Below are 15,236 nucleotides of genomic sequence, written 5' to 3'. Positions count from 1 at the left end.
TGAAGCCGTGATTCTCGGGTAAAAAAAAGCCTGCAATGATGCAGGCTTTAGAAGTGGTGGTCGCTACTGGGCTTGAACCAGTGACCCTCGCCTTGTAAGGGCGATGCTCTCCCAACTGAGCTAAGCGACCGAATTACTTGTTACTGGCAAATCGTTTGTTCAACCATTTGCTTAAATATGGTGGTCGCTACTGGGCTTGAACCAGTGACCCTCGCCTTGTAAGGGCGATGCTCTCCCAACTGAGCTAAGCGACCGAATTACTTGTTACTGGCAAATCGTTTGTTCAACCATTTGCTTAAATATGGTGGTCGCTACTGGGCTTGAACCAGTGACCCTCGCCTTGTAAGGGCGATGCTCTCCCAACTGAGCTAAGCGACCGAATTACTTGTTACTGGCAAATCGTTTGTTCAACCATTTGCTTAAATATGGTGGTCGCTACTGGGCTTGAACCAGTGACCCTCGCCTTGTAAGGGCGATGCTCTCCCAACTGAGCTAAGCGACCGAATTACTTGTTACTGGCAAATCGTTTGTTCAACCATTTGCTTGAATATGGTGGTCGCTACTGGGCTTGAACCAGTGACCCTCGCCTTGTAAGGGCGATGCTCTCCCAACTGAGCTAAGCGACCATCTTGTGGAGGCGTATTATAGGGTGGTCTACGAGTGTGTCAACGCAAATTTTAAGGAAACTGACTGCTTGTGCAAAATCTCATCAAATTGATTGCTTTCACGGCAAGCAGATACAAAGTTTCCACTGGATTTAGTCTCGCAGAGGCTGCTCTTATCTAGCGAATTCTTGCTAGTGTGTTAAAATTCGCGCCATTCATATTGCTTAATTATTGACTTAGAGAATACTCATGACAGTTCGCACTCGTGTTGCGCCTTCACCAACTGGTGACCCACATGTAGGGACCGCCTACATTGCCTTATTTAATTACTGTTTTGCTAAGAAGCACGGTGGTGAATTTATTTTACGTATTGAAGATACAGATCAAGCTCGTAGCTCTACAGAATCGGAACAAGCGATATATGATAGTTTAAGCTGGCTTGGCTTAAGTTGGGATGAAGGTCCTGACTGCGGCGGTGCCGTTGGTCCTTATCGTCAAAGTGAACGCAGTGATATCTATAAGCAATATGCACAGCAATTAGTTGATGAAGGTAAAGCATTTTATTGCTTTGCAACTGCAGACGAGCTTAATGAAATGCGTCAGCAACAAATTGCTGAAGGCTTACAGCCTAAGTACGACGGTCGTGGTTTACATTTAAGCGCTGAACAGGTTGCTGCTTATTTGGCTGAAGGGAAACCCTACGTGGTGCGCATGAAAATCCCTGAGTCAGGTAGCTTCAGTTTTAATGATTATCTTCGAGGTGAAGTCGAGATCCCATGGGAGCAAGTGGATATGCAAGTGCTGCTTAAGGCAGATGGCTTACCCACATACTTTTTAGCCAACGTGGTTGATGATCATTTAATGGGGATCACACATGTTTTTCGGGGTGAAGAATGGCTGAACTCAGCGCCTAAGTTACTCAAGTTATATCAAGATTTAGCTTGGGAAGCGCCGATTCTAGGGCATATGCCGTTATTACGTAATCCTGATAAGAGTAAATTAAGTAAGCGTAAGAACCCAACCAGCATTAACTATTACCGTAAAATGGGCTTTTTACCTGAGGCCTTACTCAATTATTTAGGGCGTATGGGCTGGTCGATGCCTGATGAGCGTGAAAAGTTCACTTTGGCAGAGATGATTGAACATTTTGATATGAAACGTGTTTCATTAGGTGGGCCGGTATTTGATGTTGATAAGTTGAAGTGGCTTAATGGCTTGTGGATCCGCGAAGAGTTAAGCGATCAACAATTGGCAGAACGATTGATTGAGTGGGCCTACAATCAAAACACCTTAATGGAAATTATTCCACAAGCTAAAGCGCGCCTAGAGGTGATGAGTGATTTAGCACCATTAGCGGGTCACTTTGTTGCCGGCATGCCTGAATATGCGCCAGAACTGTTAACTGCGGGTAAACTTGAAGAAGAACAAGTTCGTCGTCTTTTACAAATGTTCATTTGGCAATTAGAAGAACAGCGACAGTGGAATAAAGACATTGTATTTGCGGTGGCGAAACAGTTGTCTGCTTATCTTGATGTGAAAATTCGTGATTTCCTAGAGCCTGTATTTGTCGCGATTACCGGTAAAACCAGTTCAAGCTCGGTGGTTGACGCGATGGCGATACTGGGCTCGGATATGAGTCGCGCACGCTTACGTTTTGCGCTCAGTCATATTGGTGTGAGTAAGAAGCAAGCTAAGTCGCTAGACAAAGCCTATCGTGCCTATAAAGCAAGTTGTTAGATCTGCAAAATAAGTCCCGAATTGGTTTTAGAGACCGTTGTGACAAAATATTTATTCAAATCGCTATAAAAAAGCCAACTCGATGAGTTGGCTTTCCTTTCTAAAATCTTCTTATACCAATAATACACTGCCGCAGGCTGTAACCAATAAACCTAGCGCTAGCAGAAACTGCAATTGAAGTTTGATACTCATCGTGTTCCTTTAAAATGCATCAGTAGATGGTCCATCTTGCAACAAGCGGACTAGTTAAAACCATGAAACACTTCACAGTTTGTTTCTTGAGTGTGTTTTGAGTTAACAAAATCACATCTAGGTCTCATCAATTTTGCACCTTGTTGTTGATTTGTTGGGGAATGGTGTCAAAAGTAACACTGTTGCTTGAACCGTTTGTGTTGAACCTAGGTCGAACGAATAGTTAAATATCCTTTTTGTTAATAATGTGCGTGGTTCAAAGTTTTTAATTGAATATTTGCTATGGTGGGTAATACTAAATCGTAGTTACGCTTTGTTTTATGAAATAAAACAGCGAGTTGTACGAATAAGAGAACGGTGCCTGACAGGTTTTATCGGTTTATCGAGTAAGGTGCCATTTACTTAAAATAATGACCTCAAAGGAGTGGGTATGTCTATTACGAGCCAATTAAGTCAAGAGCTTGACCTATTAATTATTTGTGTATCTGGTCGCTTCGATTATTCTCTACATCGAGAATTCCGCGCTTGTTATGAGCATGTTTCGGTTGAAGGCCTTCGGTTAGTTCTGGATTTAAGTCAGGCTGAATATATGGATAGTTCGGCACTTGGGATGATGTTATTACTGAAAGAACATGCGGAGAAAAGTAACGCTCAAGCCTTTACGATTCGCAAACCTTCCGCTGCTATCTTAAAAATTTTAGAGGTCGCAAACTTTGATAAATTACTCAAGATTGAAAACTAGTGGCAGATAGTCATCACTTGAGTTTTCTTCAGCGTGAAGTGAAAGGTAATGCGCTGGTTGTGGATAGTGCTCGTATCGATCGCCTATTGTTAGGAAAAGCGCTCAGTGAAATCGGCTATCAAGTGGTTTATGCAGAAGACGGTGTTCAGGCGGTGGCTGCGTTTGAACAACAACACATCGACATCGTGTTTATCGATGTGTTTATGCCACAGTTGGATGGTTACTTGGCAACCGAGCAAATAAAGCTGCTTAGTGGCCAGCGCTATACTCCGGTGCTATTTGTAACCGCTCAAACAGAAGTTGATGTTTTGGTAAAGTGCATCGCTTGTGGCGGAGACGACGTGTTACTTAAGCCTGTACATCAATCTATTTTGAAAGCAAAAGCGTTAGGGTTTGAGCGCAGTAAAGCTATCTACAACGAAATAAATCAATTAAATAGACAATTTCATGAGGAAGAAGAATTTGCTGAGCGAATATTTAGCAATGCGGTGTCTAGTTCTAGTTGTGCAGATCATGAACTATTAATTTTTTTGAGTAGTGCGTCAAGGTTTTCTGGGGATGTGATTTTTGCAGAGTATCGTCCAAATGGTGATATTCATGTATTACTTGGTGACTTTACCGGACATGGCTTACGAGCTGCGATTGGCGCGATGCCAGTGGCTGACATCTTTTATAGCATGACTCGTAAAGGATATTCAGCAGAGGTTATTCTAAAACAAATTAATCAACGGCTCTATCGGTTGCTGCCTACCGGGATGTTTATGGCTGCCACCTTCGTTGAAACTTCGGTGCAGCAGCAGTCGCTGATAATATGGAATGCTGGAATGCCTGACTTATTAATTTTTAATTCACAGCAACAGCAGATCCGTGAACAGATCAGTTCTAATAATATTCCCTTAGGGATTGATAAAAATGTTGAGTTTAATTTAAACGTTATTCAATGGCTAAAGGGGGATCATGTGTTGCTGTTTAGTGATGGTGTGACCGAGGCGCTTAACTCTAAGCAACAAATGTTTGGTCTGCAAGGCGTTGAACAGGCGATTATGGACCCGCAGCAACAACCCTCGTTTATTGCCAGTATTCAGCAACATTTAGACCAGTTTTGTGGTGGAGAGAGTCAACTGGATGATATTAGTATGGTGGAGATCCCTGATTTATTGAGTCGTGCTGGTCTGTACGCTGAAAATGCCTACCCTGCAACTCCTCGAGCGGAAGGTCGATGGCGTTGGCAACTTAGTTTAGATGCGCAGCGTTTACAAAGAATAACTCCTATTCCGTTGTTGATGACGACATTACAAGAATTGTCGGTGAATGAAACTGATCGAAATATACTTTTTTGTATTGTTAGCGAGTTATATAACAATGCCTTTGAACATGGGGTATTAGCGTTAGACTCGTCTCTAAAAAACTCCACGGATGGTTTCGCTGAGTATTATCAAATGCGAAAACAACGGGCGGTTCAGCTTGAACAGGGGTGGGTTAATATCTCGATTGAGTACCAAGCTGATGAAAGTCGTGAGTTTATCATCGAGGTTGAGGACAGTGGACTTGGTTTTGATGAGACACAGGTGTCGCAACTTTGCGAGCAATGGCCTTATTCTGGTCGTGGTTTGGCGCTGGTCGCATCGCTATGCGAATCACTTGAATTTTCTAAACAGGGATCTTTTGCTAGAGCCGTGTATCGTTGTCAATATTGAACGAGATGAAAGTAATTACGTGTAAATCGTTGACTAAATGAGCAACTGGCATGATTCCACTAAAAAGCGGTTGACACTCAAACCTCTGCTGCTTAGAATTCTGCTCGCTTTCAGGTTTAAACGCCTTAAGAAAGTGATGTGACTTGGGGCTATAGCTCAGCTGGGAGAGCGCTTGCATGGCATGCAAGAGGTCCGCGGTTCGATCCCGCGTAGCTCCACCAATTCACACCCTACCGTTTTTCGGGGCTATAGCTCAGCTGGGAGAGCGCTTGCATGGCATGCAAGAGGTCCGCGGTTCGATCCCGCGTAGCTCCACCAATTCTATTACTGTTCGGCTCGTTATTTTGCTTGGCTTCAATTAAACCTTGAATCAGTGACGTAACGATTTCAGCCGTTTTGTGGTTTGTTCTGAGCGATGGTCTTTTCCTTGAGTATTCCCTGCAATTAATATCTATTTTGTTATTAATAGATTGACTTATATAACAAAAATGACCAAGTAACTGGCTAATTTTGGGGTTTGCCAGCCATACTCTAGGTTCTATAAATAAGAATTCAGAGTATGCATAAACACACCTTCGGTACTCAACAATGGGTAGAAAGGATCAGCGAGCATGAGTTACCCGCACTTGCGGCTACAGTGCGCCTATTGGAAAAACTCGCAAAAGATGACACTTCCTCTCTGGCTGTATTGGGACAATCGGTATTACATGATCATGGGCTAACTTCACGTATTCTGCGGGTTGTGAATAGCATCAGTTATAATCGAGGGAGAACTCAAATCACCACCGTAAGTCGCGCGGCGGTGATCCTAGGCTATGATCGGCTGAAGCATATTTGCATTACTGCTCGGATGATTGATGGGTTATTGTCTAGTCGAGGTATTAGCGAGGCGGTATACCAGCGAGTGTTAAAGCTAATGGCCTGCTCTTTTCATGCGGCGATGCTGGCGAAGATGATGTTGGCGGATTATGCCGAAGATACGCAGGAAGAGGTGTATATTGCGGCATTGCTGCATAACCTAGGTGAGGTCGCATTCTGGAGTATGGGGGGCAGCATTACCGAACAGCTGGAACAGCAGTTACAGCAAAATGAAGAACCAGAACAGCAGTTAGTCTCAAAGCTACTAGGGACTAATTTTACTCAACTGAGTATTGGTTTGGCGAGTCATTGGAATATGGGGCCGATGTTAGTGAAGTCATTGGCCGAGCCGGAGCGTCGCTCGCCTGAGTTTCGTTGTATTCATTTGGCTCACCAGTTTAGTAAAGCGATGATTGAGCAAGATCTAGCTGCTCGCCAGCAAGTTTTTAAGTTGATCTCAGAACAAATGAAGTTGCCGATGCCTAAGTTGATTGAAATGGTCAATCATTGTTCTGAGGAAACCAGACAATTGGCCGTCTCGTATGGTGCAATTGTACTTAAACCCTACTTAAACTTTGGTGACTCGCCACCTCTGGAATTGGATGACCTTTCAGATGCAACGGCAAGTGATGTCTTATCTAAACAACATTTACAATTGCAGTTATTGCGTGAACTTACGCTAGTCACCACTGAAAATCCTGATTTAAACTTAGTGATCCATACTGCGATGGAAGGGATCCAGCGGGGGATTGAGATGAACCGAGTGATGGTTCTGATGGTGAATCCGGCACATGACGCGCTAAAGCTTCGTTTCGTGGCAAGCCCACAGCCAGAGCAAGACAAAATTGATTTTCAATTGAGCTTAAAAGGGGCTGATACGGTATTTATTCAAGCCTATCGAGATAAACGTAATATCTGGATGAATAATGCGACTGGTTCGCGTTTTGAAGGCTTGCTAAATAATCAGATTCGTCGAATCACTCAAGCGGGCCCATTCTTTCTAGCACCGTTAATTATTGAAGGACGCTGTATCGCGATGATTTATGCCGATAGGCTTGTGGGATCGGGTGCTGAGCCGCTCAATAAGGAGGACTTCGACAGTTTTGTACACTTTGCCAAGCAAACTAATTTATGTTTGTCAGTCATTTTAAAATAGGATGCTTACTGTCGCGATATGGTTTTGATATTAAAATCATAAATCAAGGCGGCTGAGTATGTTCAGCCTCCTTGGTGTCATTAACAACGGCGTGATTATTGAACTTGTTTCAACCAGGTATCGTCTTTAAACCACTTGTTATAGATTCGATCATAGGTTCCGTCCCCTTTAATTTGGCGTAAGTAGCCATTTAAAAAGTTTAGAAAATCAGGATCGCCCTGGCGTATGGCCCAACCGAGAGGCTCATAGGTGAAGGGTTGGTCAAGATGAATGACTTGAGTTTGGTGTTGCGAACTATAAATTGCATTGTAGGGTAAGTCGTAAATAAAGGCATCTGCTTTGCCATTGGCTATTTCCAATACGGCGTCAGCTTGAGACTCAAATAAGTTAACTTTAGCTTTTGGCAGGTAACGTTTAATGGCGCTTTCACCGGTGGTACCGAGCATGGTCACAACGGTGTATTGGTCGCTATTTAGGTCTCGGTAACTGCTTACTTTGCCTTTCAGTTTTGGATTTAACAATACCGACTGACCAACGACTACGTAAGGGTCTGAGAAGTTTACTTGCATGTTACGTTGTGGCGTAATGGTCATTCCGCCAGTAATAATGTGGCATTTACCCGTGAGTAGTGTTGGAATAATACCATCCCAAGCAGTATTAACTGGCACATATTTAACGCCCATAGCGCGAGCCATTTGTTTGCCTAAATCGATATCAAAACCGATAAATTGACCATTTTTAGCTTTGATTTCAAAAGGCATATAACCGGCCTCAAAACAGACCCGTAGTTCACCTGCTTCAGTTATCTCTTGTAATAGGGTTTGTTGCGCAAATACAGAGCTGGATAGTAAGGTGATGGCGGCAAGCGCCGAGTGAATAACGCGTTTCATAGTCGTCCTTGTTGTGTGGTTATGTTTGGCTTATTTTGGATTTTATATGCTGTTTTGTTTGTCAATGTAGAGATAAATCCAATTTATCCTACATCTTTATAGCAGAATAAACTGATTAGTGATAGTCATCGCCTGTTCATTTAAACCCTAGATATTTTTAATTCATCAAGGCTTTTATCGTTATTACTAGATGAAATTGCCAGGGTAGGTGCATTGAACTGAGAAATAGTTTGATTTATGTCTTTATGAGGGCTGATTGCTAGTTGGATATATTTTTTTGTACTTATTGGTTTTTGTTGGTTTTAAGAGTATTTCTAGGTGAGGCATCGGGCATCGGCGGCCCAGCAAAGCCAAGTTTGCTGGGCCGCTGTGGGTCTATAACACCATTGACAAAAATTGTCGTAGTCGTGGGTGAGCGGGTTGGTCGAAGAACTTTTCAGGTGAATCTTCAACGAGCAATTCACCGTCCTCCATAAACAGTACTCGGTCTGCCACTTCACGGGCAAAGCCCATTTCGTGGGTGACCACCACCATAGTCATGCCGTCAGCGGCCAGGCCTTTCATTACATCCAGAACTTCCCCCACCATCTCTGGATCAAGCGCTGAGGTTGGTTCGTCAAATAACATAATGTTGGGCTGCATCGCTAAAGCACGAGCGATAGCGACTCGTTGCTGTTGCCCGCCAGACAAGTGCGATGGATAGTTATTCATACGTTCCGAGAGACCGACTTTAAGCATTAAGGCTTTAGCTTCATCTTCTACTTGTTTTTTAGGTCGTTTAGCGACTTTGAGCGGCGCTAACATCACATTGCCTAAAGCAGATTTATGCGGGAACAAGTTGAAGTTTTGAAAAACCATGCCAACTTCTTCGCGTAAGCTATTAATATTGGTTCCCTTGGCGTACATGTCGGTTCCATCAATGCTGATGCTTCCGCTGCTAATTGTTTCCAGTTGGTTGAGGGTACGTAAGAAGGTTGATTTACCCGAACCTGAAGGGCCCACGATTACCACCACCTCACCGCGAGACACGGTTGCTGAAACGTCTTTTAGAGCGTGACAGCCATTGGGGTAAATTTTATTAATTTTTTTTGCGACGATCATTTTATCGCCTTGATAATCTTTAGTCACTGGCTGCTAACCTCTTTTCTAAGCGTTGAATTGCCCAAGATAAACTGCTGGTGAGTACTAAGTAGAGCAAGGCAACAGTAAACCAAACTTCGAAAGGGGCGAAACTACCACTGACCACTTCTCGGCCTGCTTTGGTTAAGTCGGTAATTGAGATCACCGAGACTAAGGAAGAATCTTTAATTAGGTTAATGAATTGGCCTGCCATTGGGGGCAGGGTACGTTTAAAGGCCTGTGGCAAAATGACATTAATCATCGCTTGGGCATAATTCATACCTAGAGAACGAGCCGCTTCCATTTGTCCTTTGGGAATCGATTGGATCCCCGAACGGATTATTTCCGCTACGTAGGCGGCGGTAAACACCGACAGAGCAATGACTCCAGCAGTAAAGCGTTCAATATCAAACACGGTGCCGATAAAGAAGTAGACGATAAAAATTTGTACCAATAACGGTGTGCCGCGAATGATCTCAATATAGGTAACCGCTAGTTTCGCCAACGTTGGATTGGCAGCGATACGCATTAAACCCACCATTAGCCCGATGATAATTGCGAAGAATAGCGACCAGATGGAGATCTTGATCGTCACAATTAGACCTTCCGCTAACGGACCCATTCGCCAGGATTCTGAGGATGCGAGCTGATCACCTTCGAATACTAGGTCGCCTTCATATACGGTTACATTTTGGTAATCGCTGAGTTTTACCAGGATATCACCGGTATCTGATACTAGTGCTAGTTTTCCCGAGGCATCGCTGTGAATACTTCCATCTTGCGGTGCGGTAATACTAGATGCTTCGGTATTGATTATGTAGGGAACAACCCGTTGCCAATTCCAGTTGTAGTCAATTTTTTTACCGGAAAGATAAATCAGTACACACAGGCTGATGAGAATGGCAGCAAATAGACCATTCCAGAGAATATTTTTTGTTAGAGTTTTCATCTGAAGCTCTTATTTTTCTTTATATATGGCATAACTTTGCGTAACTTTGAGGTTTATCCCCTCGTTACATAAAGAAAGTGGCTGGATAAGCCAGCCACCGAGATCTATCTATTGTACTTGTTTTAACCAAGCGTCATCTTTAAACCACTTGTCGTAGATCCGTTGGTAAGTGCCATCACCTTTGATTTGGCGTAGGTAGCCGTTCAAAAAGTTTAGAAAATCTGGATCGCCTTGGCGGATTGCCCAACCGAGGGGTTCGTAGGTGAAGGGTTGGTCTAGGTGCTCCAATTGACCTTGATGCTGGGCAGCATAGATGGCGTTAAAAGGTAAGTCGTAGACGAAAGCATCCGCCTTGCCGTTGGTGACTTCGAGTACAGCATCCGATTGATTTTCAAATAAGTTGCTTTTGGCTTTTGGGAGGTAGCGTTTCACTGCGCCTTCGCCTGTGGTACCAAGTTTGGTTACGACGGTGTATTTGGCATCATTTAGATCCCGATAGCTGCTTACCTTTCCTTTTAAGCTAGGGCTAAGCAGAATAGATTGACCTATCACCACATAAGGGTCGGCGAAGTTAACTTGCATGTTACGTTGTGGCGTAATTGTCATACCACCCATAATGAGATGACATTTACCTGTCAACAAGGTGGGAATAATACCATCCCAAGCAGTGTTGACTGGCACATATTTTACGCCCATCGCTCGTGCCATTTGCTTACCTAAGTCGACATCAAAACCAATGAATTGACCATTTTTGGCTTTCATTTCGAAAGGCATATAACCAGCATCAAAACAGGTGCGAAGTTCTCCTGACTGAGAAATTTCTTGTAATAAGCTTGGTTGCGCAAATGCGGCACTAGAGAGTAGTGTGAGAGTGGCAATAGCCGATTGAATGACACGTTTCATAGTTGTCCTTGTTGTGTTTTCGTAGTTATTTTTATTGTGGCCATGTTCTGTCTAATCCGTTCAAAACAGTGATACGCCATCGTCTTTTAGGGATGTTATAGCAGAATATACTAACAAAAGGTAGTATCGGCTTTGGGGTAAAAAAGCATAAAAGTAGAATAATTATTAAGTAAACAGCCATTTAGTTGGTTAAATAGGCTTATTTTTAGATTTATGATAAATGCTTGTCATCGGCTGAACTAGTTGGAAAATCTTAGATATGATTAAATCACAGCGAATTGATGGTTAAATGTTATTCGGCAATGTTTTTTTTGGAGTAAATAACCGCGTGCGCTTGAAGATACCGAAGTTGTCTAGGCTCTCCAATAACGCCTTATGCAAAGTGATATAAATTGGTGCTAAGCTCGCCTTTATTCGGTTTACATTACTATTTTTGACGATTTCCATTGAGTTTTTTAATCATGCAATAGCTTATTAGTCGTGTTGCAATGATTGGGTGATTGGCTTAGTTTGTTGTAGGTTAATGGAGTCGCCTCAACAGATCCTGGGAGGCTGTATGCTAGATATGGATAGGCGAATGGCTGATAGTTTCTTATTATTTGATCCGCTTGAGCATGACTTGGTCAGCAATAAAATTTTACCACTATTTACTCAGGTGGTACTACCCAAGGGATGGGATCCACAACAGCCGCCAATATTTGAAGCGGATAGCCTCGTGTATTGCTATTTAAGTGACGCGCAATTGTCATTGGCAATTGCTTTAGCGCTTGAACAAGGATGGACTCTTGCCATCTTGCCACACCCTCTTGCGAGTCATGCGAAACGGGGTTTTGCTTTAAGCTCTGATCTTGAAAAGTCGATAAATCATTTACAGACGGCACCCTCTATCAACGTAGACGTATTACGTTGTAATGGGCTGGTTGTGTTGAATCATCTGGTGGTTGGGCATAGTTTTAATTTGCGTCCTGGTGGTCATAACGCGCCATGGCGTCAACGGGTGCTGCAAACTTGGCGTAACCTTCTTAAAGTCTCAAAGATCATGCCTCAACGACTGCGTTTAACGACCGCCAGTGAGATAATTTTAGACACCACCGTAGTCGGCGTAGTGATACTTGAACATGCTCATGGCTCGATGTTATCGAAGCAAATTTTACAGGACACCCACGCTAACGACGGTATGTTGCAAAGTATGTTGATAGCGCCACGTAGCATCATGGAAATGTTACGTTTTTTATTGTTAGCCATGTTTGGTCGGGTGGTAAAAAAACCGAGCTTTCTTAGTTTGATCAAATCTAAATCGATTGAAATTGAAGCGAATCATCAGTTTGACTATTGGCTCGATGGTGTCAAAGCATCCAGTCAACGGCTGCATGTTGAATGCTGTCATCGGCAATTACGGCTGCTTCCTTCTGCCGATTTTGTTTATCTAGATAATGTCACGGCAGTCAAAGAGAATCGTAAGATTGGCAAACTTCCTCGGGGAGAGGCTATTGCCGCAATGGCCGCACATCCACTGCCTTTAATCGCGCATGCTGCAACTGAAGAGTTTAAAGAGCTTTACCAATTGCTACGTGACAATGCTACCACCTCGTCAGCCTTTTTGATGTTAATGACTTTGTCTACTTTATTGGCGAGTATTGGTTTGTTTGCAAATTCTGCACCGGTGATTATTGGGGCAATGATATTGGCACCGATGATGGCGCCTATTATTTCTTTATCAATGGCCTTAACTCGACAAGACTCTAGCTTGATGACTAAAAGCATCGCAAGCTTAACGACTGGTTTGTTTGTTGCTTTGGGGTTTGCTGCCTTGGCCAGCTTCATTATGCCTATGGAAGTTGTCACTTCTGAAATTGCTGCTCGATTGAGTCCCAATTTACTGGATCTGGCGGTCGCTATTATCTCCGGCATTGCTGGTGCCTATGCGCATGCACGTGTTGATGCGGCCAAAAGCTTGGCGGGGGTTGCTATTGCGGTGGCTTTGGTTCCACCACTGGCGGTCACCGGGATCGGTCTTGGCTGGTTTGATCTGAATGTTGCGGGCGGTGCATTTTTATTATTTCTAACTAACTTTGCGGGAATTGTCTTTTCTGCGGCTTTAACTTTTTTAGCACTGGGTTTTGCTCCTTTTACGCGAGCGAAGAAAGGTTTAGCAATTGCCTTGCTTGCGGTGACGGTGGTTAGTATTCCTTTGGCTTTTAGTTTTATGCGTTGGTCTGAAGAAGCGCATATCGTGCAGCGCTTGCAAGGGCAAAGCTTTGAGTTTTTATTGGTTCGTTCGGTGCGTGTGCAAAGTGTTGAGCCGCTGGTCTTAAGTTTGCAACTTGTGTCATCTCATGCGGTGAACGATGCTCAGTTAGATCAACTAAAAGATCAAATCATCCAACAATTAGGCAAGCCTTTGCAGCTGGAAGCGACAGTGATCGTGAGGCGCTAGAATTTACAAATATAGCGGGGTCATTTGTCGCCAGTAACGGCCACGGTGAGCTCGCCCCTCCCATTCAACCAGATGATGCTTAATCCCTTTGTGATGTAGAATGTGACTGAGCATATGATTGTTTTGCAGGAAGGGATCTTGGTTGCCAATGGTAAAGACCAGTTCGGTATTGGCCAGCTCTGAGAGCCGTTCTGGGCAATTCATGTTTACCAAATAATGGGTCGGTGTATGAAAATAAATATTTTCATCGTAGAAACCATCAAATAAATCAGTAAACGACTCTACTTGCCAAGTCAGGTCAAAGCGCCCGGAAAAGGCTGCCAATTTATTAAATAGATGAGGATGGCGAAACACGATATTCGCGGCATGAAAAGCGCCCAGTGAACAGCCATGAGAAATTGTGCAGGGATGTTCATTTTTTGCGGCCATCAGCGGAAGCACCTCACGTAATATGTAATTTTCGTATTGCTGGTGGCGGGTAATTCGCCCCGAAGGGTGCGCCCAAAAACAATACATGCTTTCGGCGTCGATGCTATCTACGCAATACAGTTGTAATTGGCCTTGGTTTATTTTGGGGGCAATAGCATTCACTAAGCCCAGGTTTTCATATTCATAAAAGCGGCCGCCACGGGTTGGGAAAACTAATACTTTTGCGCCTGCGTGGCCAAATATAAGCAGTTCCATGTCTCGGTTGAGGTTGGGACTCCACCATCGATGATATTCACGATTCATAAGGTTCACTCAAAGGTTCAAAAAAAAGTTCCAGCTCTTGCTCTAACTGTTGGCGTTGCTGTTGTTTTGTGGGGTAATCAAAATGACCAGCCCTAAGCAAAAAGCGTTGCTTTGGCTGCGGCGCTTGGTTGTAGGCAGAGAATTGACCGGGGGGGGCAACACAGGGATCGAATAAGGCTAAGGCCCAATGGCTGGGTATGCTGAGATAACGGGCGGCGGTTGCTGAATCAAAGTAACGTAGGGTCGACAGCGCCAACTGAGGCTCAGCGTTATAAAATTGCTGCAAGGCTGCGCCGCTGCCGAGGGTGGGTAATTTTAAGCGGAGTGGTACATTACCAAAAGTGGGGACATGGAAATGCGCCCGCTGAATTCGCTTATCAAAGGCGCAGGCAAAAATGCCAAGCCCCCCACCAAAGCTACTCCCCATAAATCCCAGGTTGTTAGTCACTTGTGGAAATAAACGGATTAGAGCAGTCGCTGCGCACCACAAATCTTGTACACATCCGCCGATGATATAACGTTGTTTGTCTTGGATATTATGTAATACGTGCCACATTGGGTTATCAGATATCGGCGCTTTGGCACTGCGGCCAATGCCGCGAACACAAGGCATTAAGATCGCAGTATGTTTGAGCGAGAGCCTTGAGTTAAGCTCACGAATGCCACCATAACCATGCGCACTAATTATGGCTGCGTTAATGTGGCCAGACTTTGGCAGTAGTAACCAGCCACCGCAACGGACTTGCTTGGTAGAGTTGTAATAACAATCGAAAATGCGCCAGGAACCACGAACCTGCTGAGTATCTTGTAGCGAAAGATAGGGCGCAACCGCTAAGGCTTGTCGATACTTTTGTTGCCAAAACGACTGAAAATCTTCAGGTGCGTCATTTGGCTGAAGTGCATCTAGTTCGGGCAAACTAAAGCCATAATCGGGCTCAAACTCAAAAGGATGCTTTAGTTTGCTTGGCATGATAGGCAGGTCTCGGCAATCAACTCATGAAAACTATAAACCGTTTATATGACGTTTTTCCAGACAATGCTTGTATTTAATATTAAAAAAATCAACAACTGGTCCTCGCGATTCATTGCGGTAGTGAGGCTGGCGTTTGATAGTTGCAGTGAGCGGGTTGCAGCAGTAAGACAAGCCAAGGGCCGGTTTTGAATGCCAGACTCCAGTCGTCACCGTCTCGGAAGGTGGCTTTGGTCGCGTTGTAATATT

At 43.9% G+C, this 15,236-nt stretch carries 11 protein-coding genes and 7 tRNA genes; 7 read left to right on the top strand and 11 right to left on the bottom strand.

The genetic code is table 11. The features are described 5' to 3' along the window. Nucleotides 1–54 precede the first annotated feature (54 nt). From ACRRSX_RS15925 to ACRRSX_RS15905, 5 genes are all read right to left on the bottom strand, one after another. Nucleotides 55–130, bottom strand: a tRNA-Val gene (locus ACRRSX_RS15925). 48 nt (nucleotides 131–178) lie between these two features. Continuing rightward, nucleotides 179–254, bottom strand: a tRNA-Val gene (locus ACRRSX_RS15920). A 48-nt stretch (nucleotides 255–302) separates the two neighbouring features. Next, nucleotides 303–378: transfer RNA gene (locus tag ACRRSX_RS15915), tRNA-Val, on the bottom strand. A gap of 48 nt (nucleotides 379–426) precedes the next feature. Further along, a tRNA-Val gene (locus tag ACRRSX_RS15910) sits at nucleotides 427–502 on the bottom strand. 48 nt (nucleotides 503–550) lie between these two features. Then, nucleotides 551–626 (bottom strand) — tRNA-Val (locus tag ACRRSX_RS15905). 228 nt (nucleotides 627–854) lie between these two features. On the opposite strand from ACRRSX_RS15905, the gene gltX reads away from it, so the two are divergent. The 6 genes from gltX (at nucleotide 855) to ACRRSX_RS15875 (ending at nucleotide 6,987) form a co-directional block, all read left to right on the top strand. Next, nucleotides 855–2,342, top strand: coding sequence for a glutamate--tRNA ligase (gene gltX, locus ACRRSX_RS15900; RefSeq protein WP_432452230.1), 1,488 nt, complete (start codon nucleotides 855–857; stop codon nucleotides 2,340–2,342). A gap of 622 nt (nucleotides 2,343–2,964) precedes the next feature. Then, complete coding sequence (locus tag ACRRSX_RS15895) at nucleotides 2,965–3,276, top strand: STAS domain-containing protein (RefSeq protein WP_432452231.1); 312 nt, start codon at nucleotides 2,965–2,967, stop codon at nucleotides 3,274–3,276. Next, a complete protein-coding gene (locus tag ACRRSX_RS15890; protein ID WP_432452232.1) occupies nucleotides 3,276–4,973 on the top strand; it encodes an ATP-binding SpoIIE family protein phosphatase in 1,698 nt (565 codons plus the stop codon). Before ACRRSX_RS15895 ends, ACRRSX_RS15890 begins: the two co-directional genes overlap by 1 nt. A gap of 145 nt (nucleotides 4,974–5,118) precedes the next feature. Next, nucleotides 5,119–5,194 (top strand) — tRNA-Ala (locus ACRRSX_RS15885). Nucleotides 5,195–5,215: 21 nt separating this feature from the next. After that, nucleotides 5,216–5,291 (top strand) — tRNA-Ala (locus ACRRSX_RS15880). 241 nt (nucleotides 5,292–5,532) lie between these two features. Next, entirely contained in the window at nucleotides 5,533–6,987 is a 1,455-nt protein-coding gene (locus tag ACRRSX_RS15875; RefSeq protein ID WP_432452233.1) for an HDOD domain-containing protein, read from the top strand. Between the two features lie 95 nt (nucleotides 6,988–7,082). Here ACRRSX_RS15875 and ACRRSX_RS15870 read toward each other — a convergent pair whose 3' ends face one another. From ACRRSX_RS15870 to ACRRSX_RS15855, 4 genes are all read right to left on the bottom strand, one after another. Then, nucleotides 7,083–7,877, bottom strand: coding sequence for a transporter substrate-binding domain-containing protein (locus ACRRSX_RS15870; RefSeq protein ID WP_432452234.1), 795 nt, complete (start codon nucleotides 7,875–7,877; stop codon nucleotides 7,083–7,085). Between the two features lie 375 nt (nucleotides 7,878–8,252). Next, entirely contained in the window at nucleotides 8,253–8,978 is a 726-nt protein-coding gene (locus ACRRSX_RS15865) for an amino acid ABC transporter ATP-binding protein (RefSeq protein WP_432456156.1), read from the bottom strand. Between the two features lie 19 nt (nucleotides 8,979–8,997). Beyond that, nucleotides 8,998–9,945, bottom strand: a complete 948-nt coding sequence (locus tag ACRRSX_RS15860; protein ID WP_432452235.1) for an amino acid ABC transporter permease — start codon at nucleotides 9,943–9,945, stop codon at nucleotides 8,998–9,000. A gap of 108 nt (nucleotides 9,946–10,053) precedes the next feature. Next, nucleotides 10,054–10,848, bottom strand: a complete 795-nt coding sequence (locus ACRRSX_RS15855) for a transporter substrate-binding domain-containing protein (protein ID WP_432452236.1) — start codon at nucleotides 10,846–10,848, stop codon at nucleotides 10,054–10,056. A 577-nt stretch (nucleotides 10,849–11,425) separates the two neighbouring features. Here ACRRSX_RS15855 and ACRRSX_RS15850 point away from each other — a divergent pair. After that, entirely contained in the window at nucleotides 11,426–13,285 is a 1,860-nt protein-coding gene (locus ACRRSX_RS15850; protein ID WP_432452237.1) for a TIGR00341 family protein, read from the top strand. A gap of 3 nt (nucleotides 13,286–13,288) precedes the next feature. Here ACRRSX_RS15850 and ACRRSX_RS15845 read toward each other — a convergent pair whose 3' ends face one another. Further along, nucleotides 13,289–14,017 (bottom strand): esterase family protein, encoded by a 729-nt coding sequence (locus ACRRSX_RS15845; protein WP_432452238.1) that lies wholly within the window; start codon nucleotides 14,015–14,017, stop codon nucleotides 13,289–13,291. Beyond that, a complete protein-coding gene (locus tag ACRRSX_RS15840) occupies nucleotides 14,007–14,987 on the bottom strand; it encodes an acetylxylan esterase (RefSeq protein WP_432452239.1) in 981 nt (326 codons plus the stop codon). Before ACRRSX_RS15840 ends, ACRRSX_RS15845 begins: the two co-directional genes overlap by 11 nt. Between the last annotated feature and the right edge of the window lie 249 nt (nucleotides 14,988–15,236).

The sequence above is a fragment of the Agarivorans sp. QJM3NY_30 genome (assembly GCF_050870855.2).
In the GTDB taxonomy this organism is placed as follows: Bacteria; Pseudomonadota; Gammaproteobacteria; order Enterobacterales; family Celerinatantimonadaceae; genus Agarivorans.
Note: the sequence above shows the minus strand (reverse complement) of the source record. Positions and strands in the feature narration are given on the sequence as shown.

Coding starts and splice junctions, on each gene's coding strand:
- ACRRSX_RS15855 (WP_432452236.1), bottom strand. CDS start 10,848: ATGAAACGTGTCATTCAATCGGCTATTGCCACTCTCACACTACTCTCT.
- ACRRSX_RS15865 (WP_432456156.1), bottom strand. CDS start 8,978: ATGATCGTCGCAAAAAAAATTAATAAAATTTACCCCAATGGCTGTCAC.
- ACRRSX_RS15875 (WP_432452233.1), top strand. CDS start 5,533: ATGCATAAACACACCTTCGGTACTCAACAATGGGTAGAAAGGATCAGC.
- gltX (WP_432452230.1), top strand. CDS start 855: ATGACAGTTCGCACTCGTGTTGCGCCTTCACCAACTGGTGACCCACAT.
- ACRRSX_RS15860 (WP_432452235.1), bottom strand. CDS start 9,945: ATGAAAACTCTAACAAAAAATATTCTCTGGAATGGTCTATTTGCTGCC.
- ACRRSX_RS15840 (WP_432452239.1), bottom strand. CDS start 14,987: ATGCCAAGCAAACTAAAGCATCCTTTTGAGTTTGAGCCCGATTATGGC.
- ACRRSX_RS15845 (WP_432452238.1), bottom strand. CDS start 14,017: ATGAATCGTGAATATCATCGATGGTGGAGTCCCAACCTCAACCGAGAC.
- ACRRSX_RS15850 (WP_432452237.1), top strand. CDS start 11,426: ATGGCTGATAGTTTCTTATTATTTGATCCGCTTGAGCATGACTTGGTC.
- ACRRSX_RS15870 (WP_432452234.1), bottom strand. CDS start 7,877: ATGAAACGCGTTATTCACTCGGCGCTTGCCGCCATCACCTTACTATCC.
- ACRRSX_RS15895 (WP_432452231.1), top strand. CDS start 2,965: ATGTCTATTACGAGCCAATTAAGTCAAGAGCTTGACCTATTAATTATT.